Annotated in this window: 23 protein-coding genes; 10 read left to right on the top strand and 13 right to left on the bottom strand. The window is 73.4% G+C overall.

Going from position 1 to position 24,532, the window contains the following annotated elements; translation table 11 throughout:
- Positions 1-61 precede the first annotated feature (61 nt).
- The gene (locus AB0O40_RS01250) at positions 62-1,480 is read left to right on the top strand and encodes a cellulase family glycosylhydrolase (protein ID WP_365034364.1); all 1,419 of its coding nucleotides are present in this window, start codon (positions 62-64) and stop codon (positions 1,478-1,480) included.
- 13 nt (positions 1,481-1,493) lie between these two features.
- Here AB0O40_RS01250 and AB0O40_RS01245 read toward each other — a convergent pair whose 3' ends face one another.
- Positions 1,494-2,312, bottom strand: coding sequence for an SGNH/GDSL hydrolase family protein (locus tag AB0O40_RS01245; RefSeq protein WP_365034362.1), 819 nt, complete (start codon positions 2,310-2,312; stop codon positions 1,494-1,496).
- A 5-nt stretch (positions 2,313-2,317) separates the two neighbouring features.
- Positions 2,318-3,037 (bottom strand): hypothetical protein, encoded by a 720-nt coding sequence (locus AB0O40_RS01240; RefSeq protein ID WP_365034361.1) that lies wholly within the window; start codon positions 3,035-3,037, stop codon positions 2,318-2,320.
- Positions 3,038-3,088: 51 nt separating this feature from the next.
- Here AB0O40_RS01240 and AB0O40_RS01235 point away from each other — a divergent pair, with 51 nt between their 5' ends.
- Both AB0O40_RS01235 and AB0O40_RS01230 read left to right on the top strand, forming a co-directional pair.
- On the top strand, positions 3,089-3,607 hold the full coding sequence (locus tag AB0O40_RS01235; protein WP_365034359.1) for a MarR family transcriptional regulator: 519 nt from the start codon (positions 3,089-3,091) through the stop codon (positions 3,605-3,607).
- A 155-nt stretch (positions 3,608-3,762) separates the two neighbouring features.
- Positions 3,763-4,431 carry a hypothetical protein gene (locus tag AB0O40_RS01230; RefSeq protein ID WP_365034357.1) on the top strand — a complete coding sequence of 223 codons (669 nt, stop codon included), beginning with the start codon at positions 3,763-3,765 and terminating at the stop codon, positions 4,429-4,431.
- 70 nt (positions 4,432-4,501) lie between these two features.
- Here the strand turns inward: AB0O40_RS01230 and AB0O40_RS01225 are convergent, their stop codons facing one another.
- From AB0O40_RS01225 to AB0O40_RS01200, 6 genes are read right to left on the bottom strand one after another with little or no spacing between them, the layout of a single operon-like run.
- Positions 4,502-5,686 (bottom strand): type IV pilus twitching motility protein PilT, encoded by a 1,185-nt coding sequence (locus AB0O40_RS01225; RefSeq protein ID WP_365034355.1) that lies wholly within the window; start codon positions 5,684-5,686, stop codon positions 4,502-4,504.
- A complete protein-coding gene (locus AB0O40_RS01220) occupies positions 5,683-9,513 on the bottom strand; it encodes a hypothetical protein (RefSeq protein ID WP_365034354.1) in 3,831 nt (1,276 codons plus the stop codon). Before AB0O40_RS01220 ends, AB0O40_RS01225 begins: the two co-directional genes overlap by 4 nt.
- Positions 9,510-10,034, bottom strand: coding sequence for a type II secretion system protein (locus AB0O40_RS01215; protein ID WP_365034352.1), 525 nt, complete (start codon positions 10,032-10,034; stop codon positions 9,510-9,512). The genes AB0O40_RS01220 and AB0O40_RS01215 overlap by 4 nt, the downstream gene beginning before the upstream one ends.
- Entirely contained in the window at positions 10,031-10,465 is a 435-nt protein-coding gene (locus AB0O40_RS01210) for a type II secretion system protein (protein WP_365034350.1), read from the bottom strand. Before AB0O40_RS01210 ends, AB0O40_RS01215 begins: the two co-directional genes overlap by 4 nt.
- On the bottom strand, positions 10,462-11,673 hold the full coding sequence (locus AB0O40_RS01205) for a type II secretion system F family protein (RefSeq protein WP_365034348.1): 1,212 nt from the start codon (positions 11,671-11,673) through the stop codon (positions 10,462-10,464). The genes AB0O40_RS01210 and AB0O40_RS01205 overlap by 4 nt, the downstream gene beginning before the upstream one ends.
- Before the next feature lie 51 nt (positions 11,674-11,724).
- A complete protein-coding gene (locus AB0O40_RS01200) occupies positions 11,725-13,554 on the bottom strand; it encodes a GspE/PulE family protein (protein WP_365034346.1) in 1,830 nt (609 codons plus the stop codon).
- Positions 13,555-13,836: 282 nt separating this feature from the next.
- On the opposite strand from AB0O40_RS01200, the gene AB0O40_RS01195 reads away from it, so the two are divergent.
- The 3 genes from AB0O40_RS01195 to AB0O40_RS01185 all read left to right on the top strand — a co-directional run bounded on the left by AB0O40_RS01195 (position 13,837) and on the right by AB0O40_RS01185 (position 15,821).
- The gene (locus AB0O40_RS01195; protein ID WP_365034344.1) at positions 13,837-14,169 is read left to right on the top strand and encodes a prepilin-type N-terminal cleavage/methylation domain-containing protein; all 333 of its coding nucleotides are present in this window, start codon (positions 13,837-13,839) and stop codon (positions 14,167-14,169) included.
- 109 nt (positions 14,170-14,278) lie between these two features.
- On the top strand, positions 14,279-15,103 hold the full coding sequence (locus AB0O40_RS01190; protein ID WP_365034596.1) for a prepilin peptidase: 825 nt from the start codon (positions 14,279-14,281) through the stop codon (positions 15,101-15,103).
- A 169-nt stretch (positions 15,104-15,272) separates the two neighbouring features.
- The gene (locus AB0O40_RS01185) at positions 15,273-15,821 is read left to right on the top strand and encodes a PadR family transcriptional regulator (protein ID WP_365034343.1); all 549 of its coding nucleotides are present in this window, start codon (positions 15,273-15,275) and stop codon (positions 15,819-15,821) included.
- Positions 15,822-15,942: 121 nt separating this feature from the next.
- Here AB0O40_RS01185 and AB0O40_RS01180 read toward each other — a convergent pair whose 3' ends face one another.
- Both AB0O40_RS01180 and AB0O40_RS01175 read right to left on the bottom strand, forming a co-directional pair.
- Positions 15,943-17,904 carry an FG-GAP-like repeat-containing protein gene (locus tag AB0O40_RS01180; protein WP_365034341.1) on the bottom strand — a complete coding sequence of 654 codons (1,962 nt, stop codon included), beginning with the start codon at positions 17,902-17,904 and terminating at the stop codon, positions 15,943-15,945.
- Positions 17,905-18,014: 110 nt separating this feature from the next.
- Entirely contained in the window at positions 18,015-19,193 is a 1,179-nt protein-coding gene (locus AB0O40_RS01175) for a hypothetical protein (protein ID WP_365034339.1), read from the bottom strand.
- A 351-nt stretch (positions 19,194-19,544) separates the two neighbouring features.
- On the opposite strand from AB0O40_RS01175, the gene AB0O40_RS01170 reads away from it, so the two are divergent.
- The 4 genes from AB0O40_RS01170 (at position 19,545) to AB0O40_RS01155 (ending at position 22,683) form a co-directional block, all read left to right on the top strand.
- Positions 19,545-20,180, top strand: a complete 636-nt coding sequence (locus AB0O40_RS01170) for a hypothetical protein (RefSeq protein ID WP_365034337.1) — start codon at positions 19,545-19,547, stop codon at positions 20,178-20,180.
- Positions 20,181-20,248: 68 nt separating this feature from the next.
- Complete coding sequence (locus AB0O40_RS01165; RefSeq protein ID WP_365034335.1) at positions 20,249-21,820, top strand: prepilin-type N-terminal cleavage/methylation domain-containing protein; 1,572 nt, start codon at positions 20,249-20,251, stop codon at positions 21,818-21,820.
- A 2-nt stretch (positions 21,821-21,822) separates the two neighbouring features.
- Entirely contained in the window at positions 21,823-22,215 is a 393-nt protein-coding gene (locus AB0O40_RS01160; RefSeq protein ID WP_365034333.1) for an excalibur calcium-binding domain-containing protein, read from the top strand.
- Between the two features lie 60 nt (positions 22,216-22,275).
- Entirely contained in the window at positions 22,276-22,683 is a 408-nt protein-coding gene (locus tag AB0O40_RS01155; protein WP_365034331.1) for an FKBP-type peptidyl-prolyl cis-trans isomerase, read from the top strand.
- Between the two features lie 58 nt (positions 22,684-22,741).
- Here the strand turns inward: AB0O40_RS01155 and AB0O40_RS01150 are convergent, their stop codons facing one another.
- The 3 genes from AB0O40_RS01150 to AB0O40_RS01140 all read right to left on the bottom strand — a co-directional run.
- Positions 22,742-23,323, bottom strand: coding sequence for a GAF domain-containing protein (locus AB0O40_RS01150; protein ID WP_365034329.1), 582 nt, complete (start codon positions 23,321-23,323; stop codon positions 22,742-22,744).
- Positions 23,324-23,349: 26 nt separating this feature from the next.
- Positions 23,350-24,183 carry a S8 family serine peptidase gene (locus AB0O40_RS01145; protein WP_365034327.1) on the bottom strand — a complete coding sequence of 278 codons (834 nt, stop codon included), beginning with the start codon at positions 24,181-24,183 and terminating at the stop codon, positions 23,350-23,352.
- Positions 24,180-24,532 (bottom strand): hypothetical protein (locus AB0O40_RS01140; protein ID WP_365034325.1); only part of this gene is annotated, 353 nt, incomplete at its 5' end. The genes AB0O40_RS01140 and AB0O40_RS01145, both read right to left, overlap by 4 nt.

Raw genomic sequence — 24,532 nt, 5'->3', positions numbered from 1 at the left:
CAGTAACATCCGGTCGGAAGTGACACCTCGTCAGAACCGTCACCCCGAAAGGGTCTCCTGCATGCGCCGGACCTCCCGCCTCGCCCCCGTCGCCCTCGCCGTGGCAGCCCTTCTCCTCGGCGTCCTGCCCGCGCAGGCCCAGGCCCGCCCCCACCGGGCTCCCGACCGTGTCACCGTCGGCGACCGCACCTTCATCACCGACGGCCAGGGCCGCGCACTGCAGTGGCGCGGCTTCAACCTCGCCGACAAGAGCAGCCGGGGCGCCGAGGCCTTCGCCGACATCCACGAGAGCGACCTCCGGTCCATGGCCGCCAAGGGGTTCAACCTCGCACGCCTGGCGTTCTTCTGGGACGACCTCGAACCGAGCCCCGGTCACTACGACCGCGGCTACCTCGCCAAGATGCGCCGCATCCTCGACTGGGCCGACCGCTACCACGTCAAGGTCGTCCTCGACGCCCACCAGGACGTGTACGGACCGCACTTCGGCGCCCGGGGCGTGCCCGCCTGGGCCACGCGCGACGAGGGCCTGCCGTTCTGGCCGATCCCCGAGGACTGGTTCTCCGAGTACTTCGAGCCGTCCGTACAGGCCGCCTTCGACCACCTCTACAAGGACGCCGACCTGCGCACCGCGCACGCCCGGATGTGGACGACGGTCGCCGCCGCCCTGGGCGGGCACCCCGCGCTGCTCGGCTACGACCTGATGAACGAGCCGTTCGCGAGGTTCCTCGAGGGCGAGGACCTCCCCGCCGCCGCGGCCCGCTTCGAGGCCGGCGAGCTCACCGAGATGTGGAACCGCCTCGCGCGCGCCGTCCGCCTGGTCGACCGCAGGTCGTGGGTGTTCGTCGAACCCACCGTCATCGTCGGCCTCGGCATACCCACCCGGTTGGGGGCCATCGACGACCCGCATGCCGGGTACGCGCCGCACTTCTACGAGACCGCGATGGAGACCGGCGGCGACTACGACCCCGACGGCCCCTTCATCCCCGCCTACGAGGCCGCGATCGGCGACTACCCGGCCCGCCACCGCATGCCGGTGATCGTCGGCGAGTGGGGCGGCAACCCGGACGTCGCGCACGGCAGCCGGTTCGTCACCGACATGACGGCCGCCCTGGACCGCTTCTCCAGCGGCTGGACGTGGTGGCAGTGGTGCAAGGGCGGGGGCTACTGCTTCCTCGACCGGACGGGCGCGGTGAAGCCCAACGCCCGGCTGCTGGTCCAGCCCTACGCGCGGGCCGTCGCGGGTGACCCGCTCGGCTTCGCGTACGACCCCGCCACCCGCACCTACACCCTCACCTTCCGCACCCGCGACACCGCCGGGGGCCCCACCCAGATCACGGTGCCCGAGGAGGCCTACCCGGACGGTTACCGCGTCACGGTCCAGGGCCGCCACGCCGGGTGGGACGCCCACGGCCGGACCGTCACCGTGCACACCCGGGGCAGGAGCGGGACCACGTACACGGTCGCGATCAGCCCGAGGTAGCCCGCCCGCGCGGTCACGGCGGCCCCGGTTCCGCCGCGAGCGCGTCCAGCACGGCCGCCGCGACGTGCCGTTGACCGGTGGGGGTGAGGTGGACGCCGTCCTCCTCCCAGTGGCCGTGCGCGGCGGCCCGGGTGTCGACCGTGACCTCGGGCTCGGTGAGCAGGAGGTCCGCGACGGCGTCGAGATCCGCCCCGGCCCAGCCGAGACCGGCCCGCCGGAAGTGGACGTACTCAGCGACCCGACCGGGATCGACCCCGGTCGGGGTGAGCCAGACCCAACGGGCCCCGGTCCGCCGGACCGCCAGGTCGCGCAGGGCCCGCAGGGCGCGGCGGGTCTCGGCGGCAGAGACCAGCGGGACCCCGTCCAGCCGCTGGACGTCGTTCGCCCCCAGCATGCACAGCACCCAGTCGGGCCGCTGGAACGCGAGCGCCGGGAGGTTCGCCAGCGCCTGGGTCGTCGTACTGCCCGTCACGGCCAGGTTCGTGCAGCGCACCCCGTCCGGGAGCAGGTGGCGCAGGATCTCGAACCAGGACAGCCGGTCGGCCGTGGTGCTCTCCCCCACGGCCACCACGTGCTCGCCCGGCCGGAACGGCAGGCCGGCCAGGCGTGCCGCCGCTCCCGGTTCGGCCGCGAGCGCGGCGGCGGCCGCCCGGTTCCTCGCCTCGAAGTCGTCCAGGCGCGTCCGGTAGCCGGCCGGGTCGAGCCCGAACAGAGCTCCGAGCGCGGCCTCGTCGGGGGCGGGGCCGAGGTGCCGCAGGACCTTCTCGGGCTGGTGGAAGCGGAGCATGCGGGCGGCCGGGTCGGGGGCGGCGGCAGCGGTGGCGCTCGTCATGGCGGTCAGCCCTCCGTACGGACGCGGCGGCGCGGCAGCAGGAACCCGGCCGCGATCAGCCACAGCAGGCCGGCGAACCGGGCGACCGGCAGCAGCGGGGCGGCCCCGTCGGCCAGCAGGACCAGCGTGGACAGTTCGGCGACCGCCGCGACGGCCAGTCCCGCCCAGGCCAGGGCGCGCGGGAGCAGGCCGGCGAGCAGCCCCGGTACGGCGATCCCGGCGACCAGCAGTCCCAACAGAACGACGTGACCGGGTCCGCCGAGCCCGAAGGCCAGGTACTGGAGGGCCCGGACGACATCGCCGTGTCCGGCGACCTCGGGCCGGGACAGCACCCAGGTGACCAGCCCGGAGCAGGCGAGGAAGGCCGAGGCGAGGACGCCTCCGGCGAGCGCGATCGTGGCGCCGGGGGCGCGTACGCCGAGCTTGTGCAGCCGCGCCGAGACGGTCGCGGCGTAGATCGCCAGCGGCACCGCCGCCGCGAACTGCAGGGCTCCGGACAGGCGTACCGCGTCGGTGTTGTCGCGGAAGTACGAGGTCACCGTGTCGGTGGCGCCGAAGGGCGAGGGGAAGGCGTCCCCGCCGGCGAGGAGGGTGCTGAGCACCAGCCCGGTGAGGAAGAGGGCGGCGAAGACCACCGCGAGGACGCCGGGCGGCGGCCCGGCCTGCGGGTCCCGTCGGCTGTGCGGCTCTCGGGCGGCGGCGGCGGTCTCTGGGGTGGCGGTCACGGCAGAATCCGTTCTCTGAAGTTAATCGTTCACCAAGGAGAATCATTTCGCGTGGCTTACGATAGGCCGGTGACCAGCTCCCGGCAACCGCATACGACGGACTCCGCCCCGGCCACCCGGCCGCGCGGGGCCGCCTTCCTGCTCGCCCAGCTCGGCGCGCACGCCGCCGGACGCTTCGCGGAACGCGTCGGCACGCTCGGACTGACCCCGGCGGACGTCGGGCTGCTGCGCATGATCGCCGGGCAGCCGGGGCGCAGCCAGCGGGCCCTCGCAGAGGACCTGGGCGTGGTCCCGAGCCGCGTCGTCGCGCTGATCGACGGTCTGGAGGGCAAGGACCTCGTCGAGCGACGGCGCAGCGCCGAGGACCGCCGCAACCACGAGCTCCACCTGACGGCGGAGGGCAGGCGCACCCTCGGCGCGGTCTCCCGCGCGGCCGCGGCCCACGAGGACGCCCTGCTCGCCGCGCTCGACCCGGAGCAGCGCACGCACCTACTCGACCTGCTCGAACGCGTCGCGGCCGAACAGGAACTGACCCCCGGGGTCCACCCCGGCTACCGCACCCGCGGCTGACGGCCGGCCGCCGTCCCACCGCGCTCGACCACACCCAACAGGGTTGATCCCACAGCGAGTTGGCCCCCGCAGCGAGTTCACTCTCCGCTCTATCGTGGGCACGCTGGGTGGGGCATAGTGGCGGCAAGGGGAGTTCGGATGTGGGGGGTTGTTCCGTGATCGATCAGGCCTACGTTCAAGCCGACGACAAGACCACGCCGGCGGTCAAGGACATCAGGGAGCGGATCGCGACGGCGGTGGACGCGACCACCGGGACCGCGCTGGCACGGCTGACGTGCTGGCTCCAGATGCCGCAGGACGTCACGTTCGCCAAGATGGTGGACCCCGACTGCAAGCCGCGCGCCACGAGGGTGGGCGGTCTGCTGAGCGGGGAGGGCGGTCTGTACGAGCCCGCCGACCTCTCGGTGGCCCTCGGTGTCCCGGCCAAGTGGGCCGCCATCGACAAGGCCCTGGCGGCCGACCGGGCCGTGTTCGTCAGCGGCTCGACCGGACACGTGGGCGGGGACAAGAGCAAGTTCCTCAACGACCGCGGCACCGGATTCCACGTGATCGTCTTCCTGGCCGTCGGGAAGGAGTCCGACGGACGCGTCTACTACCTGGGCCTCGACCCGGACGTCAGCGCCACGAAGGAGTCCCGGGAGGCGTGGGAGGGCCTGGTCAAGGTCAAGAGCGTCGAGACGAAGCCGGCGGACTTCACCGCCGAGAAGAGCGTGGAGCTCGTCAAGGCGATGATCCTCGGCACCGCGGACGGCGGCTTCGGCCCGCTGGTCCGCAAGTACTACGTCGACACCACCAAGGCCTTCCCCAAGGTCCTGCGCGGCTGAGCCCGTCCACTGCGCCCACCGGCCCCGGCGAAGATCCTCTCGCCGGGGCCGGTGGGCGTGGGCTGCGGTGTCAGGTGCGGGTGGGGGGCTGGTGGAGGTCTTCCGGGTGGGTGGTGTGGTGGACGGCCTGGGCGTGGGTGATGGTGCCGGCCGCCATCAGGGCGTTGAGGCTGGATTCCAGGGTCTGCATGCCGTCCCGGTGGCCGGTGGCGATCATGTTGCGGATCTGGCGGCTCTTGCCCTCGCGGATGAGGTTGCGGATCGCCGGGGTGCCCACCAGCACCTCGAAGGCCGCCACCCGGCCGCCGCCGGTCCGCGGGATCAGCGTCTGGTTGAGGATGCCCACCAGGGTGTGCGCCAACTGCAGCCGGACCTGCGGCTGTTGTTCGGCCGGGAAGACGTCGACGATGCGGTCCAGGGTCTGCGACGTGTCGTTGGTGTGCAGGGTGGCGAAGACCAGGTGCCCGGTCTCGGCGATGGTGAGGGCCGCAGAGATGCTCTCCGGGTCGCGCATCTCGCCGAGGAGCAGGACGTCGGGGTCCTCGCGCAGGGCCGAACGCAGCGCGGCGGGGAAGGAGTCGGTGTCGGTGCCCACCTCGCGCTGGTTGACCGCCGAGCGCTTGTGCCGGTGCAGGTACTCGATCGGGTCCTCGATGGTGAGGATGTGCACCGAGCGGTGGGTGTTGACGTGGTCGAGGAGCGCCGCCAGGCTGGTCGACTTCCCCGACCCGGTCGGCCCGGTGACCAGGACGAACCCGCGCGGCAGGCCGGCCCACCCGGTGACGACCGGGGGCAGTCCCAGCTGCTCGGCCGAGGGCACGGTGAACGGGATGATCCGCAGCGCCAGCGCGGACGCGCCGCGCTGCACGAAGGCGTTCCCGCGCAGCCTGGCCTTCTCCCCCCAGCTGAACGCGAAGTCGACCTGCTTCTCCCGCCGGAAGCGTGCGGTGAGTTCGGGGCCCAGTACCCCGGTCACCAGGCGGTCGGCCTCCGGCTCGGTCAGCGGGGGACCCTCGACGGGCACCAGGGCGCCGTCGACGCGCAGGAAGGGCGCCGATCCGGTGGTGAGCAGCAGATCGCTGCCGCCCCGCTCCCACAGCTCACCGAGCAGGTGGTCGATGGTCGCGGAACCCGGCCCGGACATGGTGGTCTCCAAGGTCTCGTGCGTGTCGTACGTGTCTCGCGTGTCGTGCCTGTCGTGCCTGTCGTGCGGGTCATGCCTGTCGTACGTGGCGTACGCGTCGTGCGTGTTCATGGCAGGACCGTCCACTGCCTGACGGTCGCGGCATGGCCGTCGAAGGAGACGGCGGCCTGGACCAGGGGCCCGGACAGCAGGGCGATCCGGGTGCCGCCGAGGTGGGCGGTCCCGCCGCCGCTGCCGGCGGTCACGGTGTACGTCACCGTCAGCCCGTCCAGTTGGGAGGCCCGGGTCAGGCCGCAGGGCGCCAGGTCGACCTGGTCGGTCACCGGGTCGCTCGAACCGGTGCGGACCGGGACGGTGAGCGGGTCGGCGGCCGTGCAGGTGCTGCCGGTGAACTCCACCGCCAGCCGCAACGACCCCACGTCGCCGTCCTCTTGGTGCGCCACCTGGAGGACGGCGTGGTCGAGCGCCGCGGTCGCGGCCGGGGCCGGCGGGGCGTAGCCGCCGAGCGTGACGGCGGCCCGGCCCCCGCCGGGGACGGTCGCCGCAGTGACGTCGACGGGAGCCCCGGCGGCCGGGGGCGTGAAGCCGGTGACCGCGGTGGCCGAGTCCGGTCGTGCCGTGACCGCCGGGTAGGTGGTGAACTGCACCGGCTCCGGCGGGATCCCGATCACCGGACGGCGGTACCCGGGGGCCGGGGTGATGCCGAGGGCGATGGTCCGGGCGATGATGCCGCGGGTGACCACCTGGGAGTCCACCCGGCTCATCGACAGGTCGACCGCGCCGGTCGGTGCGTAGACGGTGCCGTTGACCAGCAGGCGGCTGTGCCCGGTGGCGGTGTCGGCCCCGTCGGTCGACTTCAGCAGCGGGCACGGGCGGTCGGCGGTGAGGCAGCCGGACAGCGGCCGCAGGGACGGGGCCCGGAAGGCGATGTCCAGCTCGACGCCGTCGAGTCGGAGGGCGGCGCCGGTGCTGTCCTTGCCCAGCCGCGCCGTGTACCCGACGGCCAGTTCGGCGAGCTGGTCGGCGGTCCTGACCCCGCAGGCGCCGAGGTCGACCTGGTCGAGACCGAGCGCCCCCTCGCGGGTGGTCAGGGGGTGCGGCGCGTCGCAGGCGGTACCGGTGCCGGAGACGGTCAGCCCGGTCGTGGGCGGGGTGGCCGAGGGCGCAGGCGGTGGCCCCGGGGCGGGCGGTGCCGGGGTGGTGTCGTCCTCCTGGTGCGCGACGCGCAGGACGGCCTTGTCGAGGACCGCGCCCGCCGGCAGCGGCAGCATGGTGAACGCGCCGAGGCGGAGGGAGGCCGACGCGGTGTCCGCGGCGAGTGCGGCGGTGGCGGCGGTGCCGTCGATCGCCTCGGCCTGCTGCGGATCGGTGAACGCGGCGGCGTCGGGGGTGCCGGTGCCGTCCGCCGTGGTGGGTCGTACCGAGAGCACGGGCCGGTAGGCCAGTTCCAGGGTGATGCCGTCGAGTCGGTCGGTGGCGGCGGTGCTGCCGGCGCCGAGGGCGGCCGTGTAGGTCACGGTCAGGCCGGTCAGCTGGGCGGGATCGGTCAGCCCGCAGCCGGCCATCAGGTCCACGGTGTCGGTGGCCAGGGCGTCCTGATGGACGCCCAGCTGCTGCGGGGTGCTGCAGGAGCGGGGCAGGCCGGGTCCGGCCAGGGTCACCGCGACGGTCGGCGGCGGCCCGCCGGCCGGCCCCGGCTCGTCCTGGTGCGCGATGTGCAGCAGGGCCCCGTCCAGGACCGCGCCGGGCGGCACCGCCGGGGTGTCGTACCCGCCGAGGGTGAGGGCGGCGGTGGGCGTGGTGACCGGGTCGAGCACGGCGCGGGCCGTGTGCGTGCCGTCGATCGCCTGGGCGTCGCTCGGGGAGTCGAACGTCGTCGACTGCGCGCTCAGCGCCGGCCGGGCCGGCGGCGGGTCGTGGACCACCTCGAGCCAGACGCCGTCCAGGGCGTCCGTGCCCGCGGAGCCGTCCGCCTCCAGTGCGGCGGTGTAGGTGACGGTCAGGCCGGTCAGCCGGGCCGGGTCGGTGATGCCGCAGGCGGCCAGGTCGATGCGGTCCTCGCCCGGGCCGGGCCGCGCGGTGAGCGGCCGGTCGGCACACCCGCCGCCGCCCGCGGGGGTGACGGTGATCCGGGGGGCCGCCGCGTCGCCGGTCTCCCGGTGCGCCACCCGCAGCACGGCGGACTCGATCCTCGACCCCGGCGGGAAGGGCAGCTGGACGAAGCCGCCCAGGGTGAGCGACGCGGCCGGGGCCGCCTCCGTCAGGTCGGCGGCGGCCACCGAGGGCTCCGGCTGTTCGCCGATCTCCAGGGCGTTGCCGGCGGCGGTGAACCCGCTCGACGCGGTCACGGCGGTCGGCTTGAAGGTGGTGGGCGTGCGGTAGGCGACCTCCAGCCGGATGCCGTCCAGGCGTTCCGTGGCCGCGCCGCCGTGGGCGTCCAGGGTGGCGGTGTAGGTCACCCGCAGCCCGGCGAGCCGGGCCGGGTCGGTGAGCCCGCAGGCGCCGAGCAGGTCGATCGGGGGATCCTCGGTGAGCTCCGGGTGCCGGGGCAGCCGGTCGGTGCGGCAGGTGTCCTCGCCGACCGCGGTGGTGGCGGTCACGGCCCCGGGGTCGGTCAGGTCGCCCTCGTCCTGGTGCCGGATGCGCAGCGTCGCGCTCGTGATGACGGAGCCCGGCGGCACCTTGGGGGTGAAGCCGGCGAACTGCACCGTCGCCGAGCGGCGGCTCACCGGGTCGAGGACGGCGTCGGAGGTGCAGCCGGCGGTGCCGGTGGGCTGCGGGCAGCCGGGCGGGGTGGGCCGTTCGCCGGTGGTGAGGGCCTGGCCCGGGGCGGCGAAGCCGCTGTCGGTGACCACCGCCGTCGGCTTCAGCGTGTGGACCGGCTTCGGCGGCTGCACTCCGTACACCGCCACCTGCTGGGCGTCCGGGGTCACCGGGGCGCACAGTTCGGCGTGGCCGCGGTCGACCTGGAGGCGGCTCTCGCCGCCCATCATGACCTGGACTCCCTCGGGCCGGGTCCGGTCGCAGCCGCCCGGGGCGGGGACGGTGGGACGGGTGGCGGCGCCGGGGTGCCAGCCCGCCGGTGTGCCGCCGACCACACTGACCGTGGGGTCGTCGACCGTCCAGGCCGCGGGGCCGCCGGTGAACGTGAAGTCGAAGTAGTAGAGGCCGGGTTGCAGCCATACGACGACGTGCGGGCAGTCGCCACCGGTGAGCCGGGTCAGGGCGCGGGCGTCGTCGTAGGAGCCGGGCGCCAGCTTCACCAGCCAGGAGCCGGCGGCGGGGCAGGCGGGCACCGTCCGCCGGACCGGGACGGCCGTGGCGGGCGGGGTGAAGTCCGGGTCGCCGCCCACGGCCTCGTCGGCCGGGGCCGGCGGGGTGTCGTCGGCGCAGCCGTGCGCGTACGGCGCCTGGGTCGCGGGCAGTTCGGTCTGCGACACGGCGCGCGAGCAGTCGCCCACGGCGGACACGTCGCCGGAGACGGTCATCGAGGCGCCGGGGCCGGTGGTGATCTTCGAGTGGGAGAACACCCCGCCCTGCACGCGCAGTCCGGGGGTGCGCACCGCGAGGCCGTCGTCGGCGGTCCGGCCCAGGCTGAGCAGTGCGTGCTGCGGCTGGGTCGCGCGGGTGGCCCCGGCGGAGGCGTTGAGCGGGTCGCAGTGGACGGTCATCTGCCGGCCGTTGACCGGCGGGGCGGTGTAGTCCGTGCACGGGTTGCCCTGCGAGAAGTTCTTGATCGCGAGCTGGGTGGCCCCGTCGGCGCTGTACGCGCGCCTGCTCTGGTCGGCGTAGGCGACCGTGGCCTTGAGCCCGGTGCCGACGAAGGCCAGTACCGAGACGGTGAGCAGGCCGAAGACGACGACGAAGACCAGCGCGAGGATCAGCGTCGCGCCCTGTTCGTCCCGGCGCGCGCGGCGCGGGCTGCGGCGGCCGGTCATGAGGCGCCCGCCCGTCGGACGGCGGTCAGGGCCGTCGGGGGCGTGCCGGGGTCGCTCTGCACGGTCAGGGTCACCTCCATGGGCGAGGTGCACGAGGTCTCGGCACCGCAGGTCAGCGTCACGGGACGGGTCGACGCGGCGGGGTCGAGCCGGCCCAGCAGCGTGGTCACCACGCCCCGGTCCGTGCACGTGACCCGCTCCAGGGCGGCCGTCGGCGGGTCGTAGGTGTAGACGATGTCGGTGCCGGGCCGGCCGAGGTGGACGATCACGGCGGTGACCCCGCAGGCGGGGGCGGTCGTGACCTCGTCCGCGCCGTGCACGTCGCCGTAGAAGTAGCGGCCCAGGGCGCCGAGCGCGCTGGTGGCCGCCACCCGCTTCTCGGTGCCCGCGGTGACCCGCAGTCCGAGGACGATCGCCTGCGGCAGCAGGGTCGCGATGATGCCCAGGATGACGATCGTGACCAGCAGTTCGGGCAGGGTGAACCCCGACTCCCGCTGCTCTGCGGGCTGTTGGGTCCTCATGACGGCATCGGCTCCCGCTTGACCACTTCGAGCGTGGCGTCCCCGACCGGGCGCGGGCCGGTGGCGTGCACGGTGAGCCTGACCTTCTGCACGCCACTGTCGGCCGCCGGGCAGGCCGGGCCGAAGGCACCCGTCCCGTCCCAGTACTCGACCTCGACGGTGAGGGTGAACCCGGCCGGTGGCGCCGGGGTCTCGTAGCCCCGGGCGCAGGACACGTACGGGGCGCCGACGACCGTCTCGGCGGCGCTGCGGACCAGCGAGTCGGCGCCGGTCACCTGCTGCTGCCTGACCGCGCTGACGATCGCGGTGCCAATGCCGCCGAGGATGGTCACGAAGGCGATGCCGATGAGCACCACGGCGACCAGCACCTCGACCAGGGTCTCGCCCTCCTCGCCGCGGCCGCGCCGCGGACGGTGCGCCGGGCCGGTCACTGGACGCCGGCCTGGTCGTAGACGCCGTAGATCGCGGAGATGAGGGCGACGGCCACGAAGCCCACGACCACCCCGACCATGATCACCACGGCCGGCTCGAAGAGGCTGGTCAGCCGCTTGACCTTGTGCTGCAGTTCCTTCTCGTAGAACTCCGAGACGTTCTCGAGCTGTTCGTCGAGGGTGCCGGTCTCCTCGCCCACCCGCATCATCTGGGTGACCGCGCCGGGGAACAGCTTGGTACGGGCGATCGGCCGGGAGATGCCGCCGCCCTCCAGCATCTCGGTGCGGGCCGCGTCGATGGACCGCTCGTACACCCGGTTGTTGGCGCCCGCCCCGGCCAGGCTGAGGGCTTCCGGGATGGGCACGCCGGCCTTGATCATCGAGGTGAGGATGCGGCAGAAGCGTTCGATGACCATGTACCGGACCACGTCCCCGACCACCGGCGTCGCCAGCAGGAGGCGGTCCCGCAGGACCCGGCCCCGCTCGGTCCGCAGCGCACCGATCAGCGCCGCGGCCAACGCGACGAGCGCACCGCCGATGACGGGGTACCAGGCGGTGACGAAGTCGGTGAAGCCGAGCAGGATCCGGGTCGGCAGCGGCAGTTCGGCGTGGAAGGACGCGAAGAACACCTTGAACCGGGGCAGTACGAAGATGACCAGGACCAGGACCACGGCCAGCGCCAGCCCCATCACCAGCAGCGGGTAGGTCAGGGCCGAGCGGATGCTGCGCCGGCCCTCCACGTCGCGCTCGATGTAGCGGGCCAACTGCGCCATGACCACGTCGAGTTCACCCGTCGCCTCGGCCGAACGCAGCACGGACATGTAGAAGGGCGGGAGCGCCGCCGTGTGGACGGCCATCGCACCGGCGAAGCTCTCGCCGAAGCGCAGCGAGTCCATGACGGCCACGAGCACCTTGCCGAGCTTCTTGTCCTTGGTCTCGCCGCGGATGATCTCCAGGGCGTCCAGGATGGGCACCCCGGCCTTGATGAAGGCGGCCATCTGGCGGGAGAAGTTGCTCAGTTCGACCAGGTCGACCTTCTCCGCGGTGAGTTCGAGCTGCAGCAGGTTGCGGCCCGCGGCCTTGACCGACTCGACGGCGTAGCCCTGCCGGGTGAGGCTGTCGGTCACGCCCTCGACGCTGGTGCCGGTGAGCGCGCCGGTGGCGCGCGTCCCGTCCGGGCCGACCGCCACGTAGTTGAAGGTGGCCATGCCGATGCCTTCCTGGTTTCCGGTGTGAGAGGTTCGGGTGGTGGCCGCGGGCTAGAACACGTACACGCTGGACATGATCTCGGCGATGGTGGTGGTCCCCTCCTCCACCAGCCGGACGCCGCCGTCCAGGAGGCTGTCCATGTGCTGCTCGCGGGCGGCCCGGCGCAGGCTGTCGACGGGTGCCTTCTCGACCAGCAGCCGCTTGACCTCGTCGCTCATCACGAGCAGTTCGAAGACGCCGATCCGCTCCTGGTAGCCGGTCCGGGAGCAGAAGTTGCAGCCCCGGCCCTGCCAGAAGGCGGTGTCCGGCGATCCGCCGGCCTTGGCGAAGAAGTCCAGTTCTGCCACGCCCGGCCGGTAGGGCTCGCGGCACTGGTCGCAGATCCGCCGCACCAGCCGCTGGCTGACCACCCCGGCGACGGTGGAGGAGATCAGGAACGGCTCGATGCCCATGTCGGTGAACCGGTGCAGTGCGGAGCAGGCGTCGGCGGCGTGGATGGAGGACAGCACGAAGTGGCCGGTGAGGGCGGACTCGACGGCGATCCGCGCGGTCTCGGCGTCGCGGATCTCGCCGACCAGGATCACGTCCGGGTCCTGGCGGAGGATGGAGCGCAGCCCGGTCGCGAAGGTGATGCCCGCCTGGTCGTTGATCTGGATCTGGTTGACCGAGGGGAAGACGTACTCCACCGGGTCCTCGATGGTGGTGATGTTGCGCTCGCTCTGGTTGAGCTCGCCGAGGGTGGCGTACAGGGTGGTCGTCTTGCCGCTGCCGGTCGGGCCGCCGCAGGCGACCATGCCGTACGGGGAGCGCAGCAGCGACGCGAAGCGTTCGTAGGTCGCGGGGGGCATGCCGAGCTCGCCCAGCCGGATCAGCACCCGGTTGCTGTCCAGCAGCCGCAGCACCGCCTTCTCGCCCCAGATGGTGGGGGTGGTGGCGACCCGGATGTCGACCGGGCGGCCGTCGATCTCGGTGGTGATCTGCCCGTCCTGCGGGCGTCGCCGGTCGACGATGTTCATATTGGCCATGATCTTGATCCGGCTGACCAGGGACGGGCCCATGTTCTCCGGCAGGCTCAGGACGTCGTGCAGGGCGCCGTCGATGCGGAAGCGGACCCGGACCCGGTCGCCGTGCGGTTCGACGTGGATGTCCGAGGCCCGGTCGCGCAGGCCCTGGGTGAGCATGAGGTTGACCAGGTGCACGACCGGCGCGTCCTCGCTCACCACCCTGGCCCCGGCGGCGGCGCTGCGGAGGTTCTCGGTCGCCTCGAAGGCCTCGACCAGGCTGCCGACGCCGGCCAGCGCGCGGTAGGCGCTGTCGATCGAGCGCCGGATGTCCGAGGGGGACGCGATCGCGAGCCGCACCCGGTCCGGTGCGACGGCCCGGCCGAGCCGGTCCAGCAGGCCCGGGTCGCCCGGGTCGCCCGCCGCGACCAGCAGCACGCCCCCGGTCCGCTCCACGGCGACCACGCCCAACTCGCGGGCCAGCGCCTCCGGCACCCGGGCGGCCGCCTCGGGGTCCGGTTCGCTCTGGCGCAGGTCGGCGACCGGGACGTCGAGCCGGACCGACAGCGCCTCGATCAGGGACGGTTCGTCGACCATGCCCAGTTCGACCAGCAGGGCGCCCAGGCGCTTGCCCGAGGCCGACTGCTGGAGCAGCGCCTCGTCCACCTGGGCCGGGGTGATCAGCCCGCGCGCCACCAGCAGTTCGCCGATCCGCGGCCGCTGCTCCCCGGCGGGGGACGGCTGCGCGGCGGCGGAGCCCGCGGCCGGGGCCGGTACGCCGACCGGGGCCGGGTTCCCCTCCCCCTCGGGCCGGGTGCCGCCCTCGCCGGCCGGGCCGGTCGTCGCCCCGAGGCGCCGCAGAAGCCGACGGTTCGCCAAGGAACCCACCCCATTTCACGCATGCCGCCGGGCGACCGGTCCACCGGTCGCGGGCACATCCACAATAATGTCAACTACTGATTAGTCAGCGGGATACTACAACACGCCACAGCGCCGACGGTCGCACCGCCCCAGGGGTGGACACCCCTTGTGGGCCCCCCGCTCCCTACGTAGTCTACGGCTGATTAATCAAGAAGTTACTATCGCCCGGCTCTGCTCCTTCCCGGGCGCCGCAGATGGAGAAAGATGTTCACTCACCCGCAAGCCACGTTGCGTCAGCGAATGCGCACACCGAACGAGACGACGGAAGGGGGCTTCACGCTGATCGAGCTCCTCGTGGTCATCGTGATCCTCGGCGTCCTGAGCGCCATCGTCGTCTTCTCCGTCCGCGGCATCAACGACAAGGGCCAGGACGAGGCGTGCAAGACGGACAAGTCCACGATCGCCACCGCCGAGGAGGCCTGGCGCGCCACCGACGGCCACACCGGGTACGCCACCATGGAGCAGCTGTGGAAGGGGGGTCTCCTGTCGGCCGCGTCCCAGTGGTACGACGCCAAGCCCGACGGGACCTCGTACGCCATCACGCCGCTGCCGTCGAGCCCCTGCACCAGCTGATCCAGGTCCCCGCCGGACGCCGCCGGTAGGCGTCCGCCAGAAGGTCGAATCCGCCAGGTGGCCGCTCCGGCGCCACCTGGCGGACGCACGGAAGGCCCCCCTCGTGTCCATGCCCACGGCGCTCGCCGCGATCACCGGTCTGCTCGGACTCGCAGTGGGGTCCTTCCTCAACGTCGCCGTCTCCCGGGTGCCGGCCGGCCGCTCGGTGGTGCGGCCGCGCTCCGCCTGCCCCGGCTGCGGGACGCCGATCGCGGCCCGGGACAACATCCCCGTCGTGTCCTGGCTCCTGCTGGGCCGCCGCTGCCGCACCTGCCGGGTCCCGATCCCGGCGCGCTACCCGCTCCTCGAAGCGCTCACCGGGCTCCTCTTCTTCGCCGAGGCACTGCGCTTCGGCCGGTCGGAGACGCTGCCGGCCGCCCTCGTCTTCACCGCCGGGCTGCTGGCCCTGGCCGCCTGCGACGCCGAGCGCTTCCTGCTCCCGCTGCGGCTGGTCTACCCGACCCTCGCCCTCACCGCCGCCTGCCTGCTCGGGGCCGCCGCCGCCACCGGCCAGTGGCACCGCCTGGGGGTGACCGCCGCCTGCGCGGTGGGCGGCTTCGCCGTCTTCTTCACCCTGCACTGGATACGGCCGGCCTGGCTCGGCTTCGGCGACGTGCGGCTGGCCGGACTGCTCGGCACCGGACTGGGCTGGCTCGGGCCGTGGTACCTCGTCCTCGCGCTGCTGGCCGGCAGCCTCGTCGGACTGCTGGTGGGCGTCGGGCTGATGGCGGCCGGGCGGGCCACCCGCCGGACGCGGCTCCCCTTCGGCGTGTTCCTCGCCGCCGGCGCCATCGCCGCCCTCCTCGTCGGCGGCCCCGTCGTCCGCTGGTACGAGAGCCTGAGCGACCCGTACGCCACGGGTGCGCCCCTCTCCACGGTCCACGACCGACGGTAGTCAGCCGCTGCGGACCCCGGCCGCGCGCCGGTGCCCGGCGCCCCCTGCCCTGTACCGGCAGACCGGGACGAGCGCCATTGGTCCTCTCTACAGTGCCCCCGGCCGGACCGGCGTCACCGACTGGTCCATCACACAGCCGTTCGGCGGATCGATCGCCTACCCTGACACCATGGAGCGACCTGACCTGCCCCTCACCGAGTGGATCGTGCTGGCCCTGGTGGCCGAGCGGCCCAGCCACGGCTTCGCCATCGCCGCCCTCACCGCCGAGGGAGCCGAAATCGGTGAATTCTGGTACATCTCGCGCCCCATGGTCTACCGGTCGATCACGCGGCTGGTCGAGCGCGGGCTGATCACGCCGGTCGGCAGCGAGGAGAGCGACCGCGGTCCGCAGCGCATGATCTACGCGGCCACCCGCGCGGCGAAGACGGCCGTCACCCGGTGGCTCGTCGAACCGGTCCCGCACCTCCGCGACATCCGCGCCGACCTCGCGATCAAGCTCGTGCTGCTCCAGCGCCGTGAAGCCAGCCCGGCCCGGCTGGTCCAGGCGCAGCGGGTCGTGATCGACCAGATCGAGGAGTCGCTGCGGGCCAAGGAGGGCCCCAGCGACCAGCTGACCCGGGCGATCTACGACTGGCGCCTGGAGCACGTCCGCGCCGCGCACCGGCTGCTGGACGCCCTCGACGCCGATGCGCCGCAGCCGGCCGTCAAGGCGAGCTGAGGTCCGTGCCCCCGGCCCGCTCCCCGTGCGGGAGCGGGTACGCCGAAGGGCCCGGCGGTCGCGGTATCGCGACCACCGGGCCCCCGTTTCAGTACCGGTTCAGCACCGGCTCCAGCGCCGGTTACGGCACCTCGACGACCGTCTCGCAGGAGCCGCCGGAGGTGACCGAGTCCGAGCCGGGCAGCGTCGGGCCGCCGTTGCCGTCACCGGCGCACAGGTCCGTGCCGTTGCCGCCGGCGAGGGAGTCGCTGTCGGCGCCGCCGACCACGGTGTCGTTGCCGCTGCCGCCGGAGAGCGCGTCGTTGCCGGCGCCGCCCAGGATGACGTCGGTCCCGTCGCCGCCGGTGACGGCGTCGTTGCCGTCACCGGTGTCGACGTAGTCGTCGCCGCTGCCGCCCGTGACGGCGTCGTTGCCGCCGAAGGTGCAGATGGTGTCGTTGCCGCCGTTGCCGACGACGCTGTCGCTCCCGCCGCCGGTCACGATCACGTCGGCGCCACTGGTGCCGTAGACGACGCCGTTTCCGGAGATGGTGGCGGCGAGCCCGTGGCAGCCGGCCGAGACGGTGAGCGTCACGGTCGCGGTGTTCGTCTCGTCGGTGCCGTCGGTCGCCTTGTAGGTGAAGCCGTCGCTGCCGACGTAACCGGCCGTGGGCTGGTAGGAGAACGAGCCGTCGGCGTTGAACGTGAGGGTGCCGTGGGTGGGCGCGGTCACCAGCGACGCCGTCAGGGCGTTGGCGTCGGGGTCGGTGTCGTTGCCGAGGACGCCGGGGGCGGCGACGACGAGCGGGGTGTCCGCCCCGATGTGGCCGTACGCGTCGGCCACCGCCGTCGGCGGCCGGTTGGTGGTGTTGAGCAGCACCGAGGCGTCCTTGACGTACAGCGCCGAGCCGTTGCTGTTGGCGGTGACGACATCGGGACGGCCGTCGCCGTCGAGGTCGGCGACCGCGGCGGCCTGCGGGTTGCTCGCGCCGTTCAGGCCGAAGGCGAGGGGGCTGCCGAAGGCACCGGTGCCGTCGCCCTCGAGCACCACGACCTGGCTGGTGTCGGCGCTGGAGACGACCAGGTCGGCGTGGCCGTCGCCGTTGGTGTCGGCCACCGCCGCGGAGCTGAGGTTGACCCCCGCCGACAGGACGTTCGCGGTGCCGAAGCCGCCCGCGCCGTCACCGAGCAGGACGGCGACGCGCCCCGGGGAGCCGGGGGCCACCACGACGGCGTCGGAGTCGCCGTCGGCGTCGACGTCGGCCAGCGTGAGCCGGGACGGCAGGGTCACACCGGCGGCGACGCCCGCCGCGGCGGCGAAGCCACCGTGTCCGTCACCGGCCAGCACGGAGAGCGTGCCGGCCGCCGAGTTGGCGGTGACGAGGTCCAGGTGGCCGTCGCCGTCGAGGTCCGCGGCCGCGATGCCCTGCGGGACGGTACCGGTGCCGGTGCCGAACTGCGTCGCGGTGCCGAAGGTGCCGTCGCCGTTGCCGAGCACCGCGGAGACGTTGTTCGTGTTCGCGTCGGCCGTCGCGAGGTCGGGCTTGCCGTCCTCGTCGAAGTCGCCCGCGGTGACGTCCATCGGGAAGCGCGCCACGCACGGGTTGTCGCCCGTGGTGTCGCAGCCGGGCGTCGGGTTGAGCTCCACGGCCGCGCCGGTGCCGAGCGCGCCGGTGCCGTCGCCGAGCCAGACGAGGGCGACGTTGCCCCGCGCGTCCTGGCTGACCACGTCCGGGTGGCCGTCGCCGTTGACGTCCCGGATCACGACCGAGTTGAGGAAGACGCTGGAGACGGTGCGCGGCGCCTGGTACTTGGTCACGGCGCCGAAGGCGCCGCCGCCCGAGCCGAGGAAGACGCCCAGGCCCTCGGCCCGGATGGCCGTCACGAGGTCGGGGGTGCCGTCGCCGTCGAGGTCGCCGATCGCGACGGCGGAGCTGCCGCGGCCGGTGTTGTCCAGGTGCGCCGCGGTGCCGAGGGCGGTGGTGTCGGCGCCGGCCGCGGCGGCCGGGCTGGCGGCCAGGGCGACGGTCGCCATGGCGAGGACGAGCGTGGGAACCCGTCTGGGACGGCGGTTCTCGGGGCGCCGGCGAGTGGATCTGTTCATGGGTGGGGCCCCTCCTCAGGGACCGGTGAAGACGAGGTGGTGGGGCGGGGCCGCCGGCCGGGCGGTGTCCTTGCCCGGCCGGCGGTCCCTGGTCCAGTGCTCCGGATCGCCTAGTAGCCGTAGGCGGCGAGGGTGGACTGGATGGTGCCGTTGCTGTCCCACTTGTTGTTGAACAGGTCGTCCCAGGCGGCGGCCGCGCCGGCGTTGCCGCCGGTCAGGGCGACGCCGAACTGCTGGATGTCGCCGTAGCCGGAGTACGCGCTCGGGTTGACGTCGGTCCAGGTGTTGGGGTCACTGCTCGTGGTGCCGCTCAGCGAGCTGGAGTTCCAGCTCACGTTCATGATGTTCGACTTGGCGACCAGGCCGATCTGGGTGTTGCCGCCGGCGTTGGCCGTGACGGCGCCGCGCACCTGGCTGATGCCGGACTCCAGGCGCACCTTGCAGGCCGAGCCCGCGGCGTCGCAGGCGCTACCGGTGTAGACGTTCTGCCCGGCCCCGCTGGTGACCCAGGAGAAGCCGGCCTGGATCAGCGCCTGCTTGGAGGCGGCACCGAAGGGCGCGGAGGCCGGGTCGGCGACCGCGACCCGGCGCCCGCTCGCGCCGTTGACCCAGTTCACCAGCTGGCCCACGGTCGTGGGCGCACCGCCGGCGACCGGCGTGGCGTCACAGCGCGGCGACTGCGCCTTGCCGTTGCCGCTGCCGTTGGCGTCCGGGCCGAAGGCCAGCGGCGGGGTCGCGCCGTTGGAGGGGTCGTCGCCCTTCCCGGAGCCGGCCCAGCTGCCGCTGCAGCTGTAGATCGCCAGGTGGCCGATGGCCACCGGGTGCTTGCTCAGGAAGGAGCCGTTGCACTCGACGGTGCCGCTCGCCGTACAGGTGCCGCCGTCCGCGGTGGGGATGACCGCGTCCACGTTGGCCTCGTCGGCCGACAGGAAGGCGTCGATGTGCAGCGGCCCGTCGGTGCAGTTGTTCGACGTGGACGGGTTGCACGTGGTGTAAGGGCCGGCGCTCTTGAGCTGCTGGCGCAGGCTGCCCGAGGTGATGCCGCGCATGGTCGAGGTGTCGATCGCGGCCTTGTTCCAGTACCCGCCGACCTGCGAGGCGGCGTTCGCGCTGAAGGTGGTGAAGGACTCGAGGGACTCGATCGTGTTCTTCATGGCCTTCGTCGCGGGGTACATGTTGTTCGCGATGCCGACCTGCGAACCGGTCGTGGCGAGTGCCACCGGCGTCGCGGTGGCGACCAGCGCCGTCGCCAGGGCGCCCACCGCGAGCGCCTTCCGTACCCGGCGCATCGCGGTGCTGCCGGAATTCCGAGCGCTCCGAGTGAATCTGGGCCCTCGTTGCATCTGCTACTCCTTGTTGATCCGATTGGCGGCCGTTGCCGCCCGGGCACCCTGCCGGTGGGAGCGGGCACGGGTCCGCGGACTCCCAGGCATCTGTGCCGTTTCCGGCATGGCGGTGCCTCAAGCGCCTAGATGGTGCGCACTTGGGCACCCAGTAGTCAATCATTGACAACCGGACGGGCGGTGGATGTAATGCACGCATCCAGCCTGGAGCGGGCCGACAGTCGAACACCGTCGGCCCGCTGCATGACGTGAAGAAGGGGCTGGCGGCACGATGGGCAGAGGCGTCTTATGGCAGGTTTGAGCAGGTTGTCGCGCTCGCGCGCGACCAAATGGGGTGCGCTGGTTCTCGCGCTGGCCGCGGTGTCGCTGGCCGTCGTGGCGCTGGTCCGCGGCGGATCGGACACGGCCACCGCCGCCCAGCGGCCCGACCCCGCCTGGTGCACGCCGGGCACCCCGCGCAGCGCGCTCTGCCCGAACGGCAAGACGTTCGTGGCAAAGGACTACGCCACCCACGGCGATGCGTACGAATGCATCAACTTCGCCACGCAGGCGGACGCCCAGGCGGTGCTGCGGGCCGACCCCGCGGATCCGAACCGCCTCGACGACGGCGGCGGCGTCGCCTGCCGGGGCCTGCCGGCACCGCGCGACACCAAACCGGTGGTCGGCAAGGCCCAGCAGGCCGGGTGCGGTCCGGCCGACACCCGCAGCGCCCGCTGCCCGCAGCCGAAGCGCTCCTTCGACGCCCGCTCCTTCCTGCGCTTCGGCAACGACGCCTACGACTGCGCGGACTTCGCGAGCCAGGCGGACGCACAGGCCGTCCTGCGGTTCCAGCCGACCGACCCGAACGACCTCGACGAGGACGACGACGGCATCGCGTGCCCGGACCTGCCGGCACCGAAGGACGTCAAGACCGTGCTGCGGACGGCTCCGTGACCCGGCAAGGGCCCGCGCGTGCGGCCGGCCCGGAAGTGACCCACCAAGTGAAGGAAGCCCCGACCCTCATGACCCCCGACCCGCGCCCGTTCTCCGTGCGCTCCAGACGCCAGGACGGCTTCACGCTCATCGAGTTGCTCGTGGTGATCGTGATCCTCGGCGTCCTCTCCGCCATCGTGGTGTTCTCCGTGCGGGGCATCGGCGACAAGGGCCGCGCCAGCGCCATCGCCGCCGACGCCGCCACCCTGCGCACCGCGGAGGAGTCCTTCTGCGCGCGGCACGGGCACTACGGGACGTTCGAGGACCTGAGGGGCGACGGTCTGCTCGACAGCGATCCGGGCTACAACACGGTGGTGGTCGGCGAGGAGGACAAGTGCGGCCGGGGGCCGAAGTCGTCCTACGCGCTGCACGAGACCGCCCCGACGGAGAGCGGGGCGGACAGGATCCCGGTGGGTGCCGCCCCGGCCGACCTCGCGGTCGACGAGAAGGCCGACCGCGTGTACGTGGTGGCGAGCAGCGGCAACACCGTGACCGTGATCGACGGCAAGACGGACGAGCCGATCGGCGATCCCATCGGCCTGGCCGGCCTCGTCTCGACCCCGAGCCGGATCGCGGTCGACCCCGGCAGGGGACGGGTCTACGTCGGGGGCGTGAACGGCGTCGCGGTCATCGACACCCGGGCCGGCAACCAGGTGACCCGCATCGACGACTTCGACACCGCCGTCACCGGGCTGGCCGTCTCCCCCGAGAACGGCGAGGTCTACGTCGGCAGCGGTGTCTCGGGCAGCTCCAAGGTCGCCTACATCGCGCCCGGCGGTTCCTCGGCGACGACGGTCACGCTGCCCGCCGTGAGCCTCCCCGGCGCGGGCAACGGCATGGAGTTCTTCTTCGACCCCGGGCGCCACTCCGTGTACTTCGCGAAGCTGGGCATCGGTAAGGGCACGGCCCCGGCCGCCACCATCGGCCTCTTCAGGATCTCGTCGCAGACCCACGCCGTCGACATCACGGCGCAGTTCCCGACCACGACCTCGTGCAACCCCGGGTCCGACAACCTCTTCGTCGTCAGCAGCGTCCGCGGCAGCATCGCCGTCGACACCGCCCGCAACCGCGTCTACCTCCTGGCAAAGAAGTGCGTCCCGGACGCGTCGGGCGCGCTCAAGGCGGTCGCGACGACGATCGTGATCAACCCCGGCGACGGCACGTCGACACAGATCACCGACCCGGTGGGAGTTCCCTACACCCCCAACTCCGTCGTCTACAACCCGGCGGCGGCCTCGGTCTACGTCTACCTGACCGGCGGGCCGACCTGCAACGGTGACGGCGGGCGCATCGACGTGATCGTCGGCGCGAGCGCCACCGGCCAGATCGCATCCTGCGCCGTGTCGTCCACCGATTCCGGGAATTCGGCGCACAAGTTCGCCCTGCTCAAGAACTACAACAGGGTCTTCGTCGCACAGCAGAACTCCGGCACGGCGCCGGGCGGCATCGGGGTGGCCGACGGCAGCACGCTGCTGACGCAGGAACCGCTCGGCACGGGCCGCGCGTTCGGCGCGGTCGCCGTGAACAACACCACCTCGAAGGTGTACGCGGTCGACCCGAAGAACAACCAGGTCGCCGTGTTCCGGTCGGGATCGGCGTGACCATGATGCAGACACAGCCACTCCTCCTCCCCCGGCGCCCGGGCCACCGCCTCCGTCCGGCTCGTCGCACCTCCCTCGCGACTGTCGGCCTGCTCGCCTCGATCGTGCTGACCGCCTGCGGGTCCGGCGGCGGGCCCCCGGCGCGCGCCTTCGACGTGGCCCCGTACCTGCACAAGGGGAACGTGGCCGACTGCCCCGCCTTCAAGGCCCAGGCCGACGCGCAGGCGGTGCTCCGGGCGGACCCGCTCGACCCCAACGACCTGGACCGGGACGGGGACGGCATCGCCTGCCCGGACCTGCCCGGGCCGAAGGACGAGAAGGAGGTCCACCGCGACTTCATGACCGACAAGGACGGCGCCCCGATCGTCGCGCCGGCCGAGCCCTCGGCGGGGTGACCGGGACGACCCGGTATGTTCTCCAGTCGCAAGGACTCCCCGGAAGATGACGAGGCCGCGATGAGTGAACCGACCAAGCCCGAGGTCGTCGTACCGGAGGGCGCGGCCCCGGCCGAGCTGACCGTGCGGGACCTTGTGGTGGGCGACGGTCCCGAGGTGAAGTCGGGCATGGTCGTCCGGGTCCACTACGTCGGGGTGACCTTCGCCTCGGGCAGGGAGTTCGACGCCTCCTGGGACCGGGGCGAGCCGTACAAGTTCGCCCTGGGCAGCGGGAAGGTCATCAAGGGCTGGGACCGCGGGGTGCGCGGGATGCGGGTCGGCGGCCGGCGCGAGATCGTCGTGCCGCCGCGCCTGGGGTACGGCGACCAGTCGCCCTCGCCACTGATCCCGCCGGGCTCCACCCTGGTCTTCGTGGTGGACCTGGTCGACTCGTACTCCCGCACGACGGGGTGGAGCAAGGGCGGCTGAGTCCGCCCGCCGACGGCGCCTGCACCAGGTACCCGCCCGGCAGGCGCCGTCGTCGTGCTCACTCCCCGAGGAGCCGGCGGGCCTCGCCGAGCAGCCGCAGCAGCTCGCCCCGCGAGGGGTCGTCCGCGGCCTCCGCCTCGGGCCGCGGCGCGCGCGTGACCAGGACGTCCAGGGCGACCGCGGCCTGCCGGGCGAAGAGCCCCAGCAGGTCCAGCTCCGGCAACCCGGACCGGGCCTGCGGCGAGGGGTCGAGCACTTCCAGGACGCCCAGGACCCGGCCCCGGCGGATGAGCGGGGCGGCCATCAGCGCGTCCGGGACGTACCCGGTGGACTCGGCGATGTCCCGGTCGAAGGGGGTGCCGTCGCGCAGGTCGTCGACCACCATCGACTCCCCCGAGGCGGCCACCCACCCGGCGATCCCCCGCCCCGCCGGGAACCGCCGGCCGACCAGGAACTCCTGTCCCTGACCGGAGACGGCCTCGAAGACCAGCTCGTCCGCCGGGGCGTCGAGGAGCATGATGGAGCTGGCCTGCGCGCCGAAGATGGCGCGCGCGGTGTCCACCACCGACTGCAGGAGTTCGGCCACGGCCGGATCCGCCGGGGGTGTGGCGGACACGACGGGGGCGATCGTCTGAACCATGAGGGCTTCCCTTCCGGCGCCGGTCGTTACCGGCGTCCGTGGACACGGACGTTGGCTGCGGACAGGTACAGGGCGTTCTTCAGCTGGAACGGCGTCAGCCGGGGGCCGCTCGAGAGGATCCGCGCGCACAGGCCCGCGATGAACGGGGTGGCGTAGCTGTTGCCCGAGCTGCGGATCGAGGTGCCGCCGAGCCAGGCCACCTGGACCTTCTGGCCGGGGGCGAAGAACTCCACCGGTGGCTCGGGGTTGTAGAGGTGCAGGTCCGGGTCGTCCTCCTGGTGGCTGCCGACCGAGATCACGGAGGAGAAGCGCCAGGGGAAGCTCTCCACGCGCGTGTTGTGCGCGGAGGCGACGATCACGGTCTGCTGGAAGTACGCCTCGTCGGCCAGCCGGCGCAGTTCGTCCACGAAGCGGTCGTGGGTGGTGGACAGGCTCAGGTTCACCACGTCGAAGCGCTGGCGCACGGCCCACCGGATCCCTTCGAGCAGGACGTCCCCGCTGCCGGAGAAGCGGTCGCCGAGCACCCGGATGCTGGAGATCTCGCAGTCCGGGGCGGTGCGCCGGATGATCCCGGCGCAGGCGGTGCCGTGGCCGCAGGCGTCCCCGTCCTCGGTCTCCTCGACGTGCACCCCGTCCTCGTCCTTGAAGACCCGCCAGGACCGGTCGACCGGGCCGACCATCGGGTGGTCGAGCTCGATCCCCGAGTCGACGACGCAGACGCGTACGCCGCGGCCGGTGCCGCCGAGCAGGCCCTCCTCGGGCGGGTCGGGCGGGCCGTCGGCCTCCACGGGTACGTCCGCGGGGCCGCGCCCTCGCAGACCCCAGGTGAGCGCGGGGGCCGGTTGCTGCGCGGTGGTCATCGTGGTGCTTCCTTTTCGGGTCCGGTGACGCGTACGGCGGGGCCGTGCCCGGGCGGGCCGTCCTGGCAGCGGGCGGCCACCGCCTCGGCCCGGCGGACGGCGGGCAGGTGGCCCTTCGCCTCGAAGTGGCGGCGGGCCCGGCCGGCCGCCGCGGCGGCCTCGGCCGGGCGTCCCAGCGCCAGTTCGGTGCGGGCCAGGTCGAGGGCGGCGGTGCCCTGGACGAGGGGCGAGTCGGTGCGGGCGGCGGTGGCCACCGCCCGGGCGGCCAGCCGGGCGGCCGTCGCGGCCCGGCCGCGGGCGGCCGCGATCCGGGCCCGCAGGCCGTCCAGGTCCGCCGACTCGGCCCGGG

Origin of the sequence: Streptomyces sp. NPDC089919 (genome assembly GCF_040684615.1) — a bacterium.
Lineage (GTDB): Bacteria > Actinomycetota > Actinomycetes > Streptomycetales > Streptomycetaceae > Streptomyces.
This window is presented reverse-complemented; position numbering and strand designations above follow the sequence as displayed.

Coding starts and splice junctions, on each gene's coding strand:
- AB0O40_RS01250 (WP_365034364.1), top strand. CDS start 62: ATGCGCCGGACCTCCCGCCTCGCCCCCGTCGCCCTCGCCGTGGCAGCC.
- AB0O40_RS01245 (WP_365034362.1), bottom strand. CDS start 2,312: ATGACGAGCGCCACCGCTGCCGCCGCCCCCGACCCGGCCGCCCGCATG.
- AB0O40_RS01225 (WP_365034355.1), bottom strand. CDS start 5,686: ATGAACACGCACGACGCGTACGCCACGTACGACAGGCATGACCCGCAC.
- AB0O40_RS01220 (WP_365034354.1), bottom strand. CDS start 9,513: ATGACCGGCCGCCGCAGCCCGCGCCGCGCGCGCCGGGACGAACAGGGC.
- AB0O40_RS01215 (WP_365034352.1), bottom strand. CDS start 10,034: ATGAGGACCCAACAGCCCGCAGAGCAGCGGGAGTCGGGGTTCACCCTG.
- AB0O40_RS01205 (WP_365034348.1), bottom strand. CDS start 11,673: ATGGCCACCTTCAACTACGTGGCGGTCGGCCCGGACGGGACGCGCGCC.
- AB0O40_RS01195 (WP_365034344.1), top strand. CDS start 13,837: ATGCGCACACCGAACGAGACGACGGAAGGGGGCTTCACGCTGATCGAG.
- AB0O40_RS01190 (WP_365034596.1), top strand. CDS start 14,279: ATGCCCACGGCGCTCGCCGCGATCACCGGTCTGCTCGGACTCGCAGTG.
- AB0O40_RS01185 (WP_365034343.1), top strand. CDS start 15,273: ATGGAGCGACCTGACCTGCCCCTCACCGAGTGGATCGTGCTGGCCCTG.
- AB0O40_RS01180 (WP_365034341.1), bottom strand. CDS start 17,904: ATGAACAGATCCACTCGCCGGCGCCCCGAGAACCGCCGTCCCAGACGG.
- AB0O40_RS01175 (WP_365034339.1), bottom strand. CDS start 19,193: ATGCGCCGGGTACGGAAGGCGCTCGCGGTGGGCGCCCTGGCGACGGCG.
- AB0O40_RS01165 (WP_365034335.1), top strand. CDS start 20,249: ATGACCCCCGACCCGCGCCCGTTCTCCGTGCGCTCCAGACGCCAGGAC.
- AB0O40_RS01160 (WP_365034333.1), top strand. CDS start 21,823: ATGATGCAGACACAGCCACTCCTCCTCCCCCGGCGCCCGGGCCACCGC.
- AB0O40_RS01155 (WP_365034331.1), top strand. CDS start 22,276: ATGAGTGAACCGACCAAGCCCGAGGTCGTCGTACCGGAGGGCGCGGCC.
- AB0O40_RS01150 (WP_365034329.1), bottom strand. CDS start 23,323: ATGGTTCAGACGATCGCCCCCGTCGTGTCCGCCACACCCCCGGCGGAT.
- AB0O40_RS01145 (WP_365034327.1), bottom strand. CDS start 24,183: ATGACCACCGCGCAGCAACCGGCCCCCGCGCTCACCTGGGGTCTGCGA.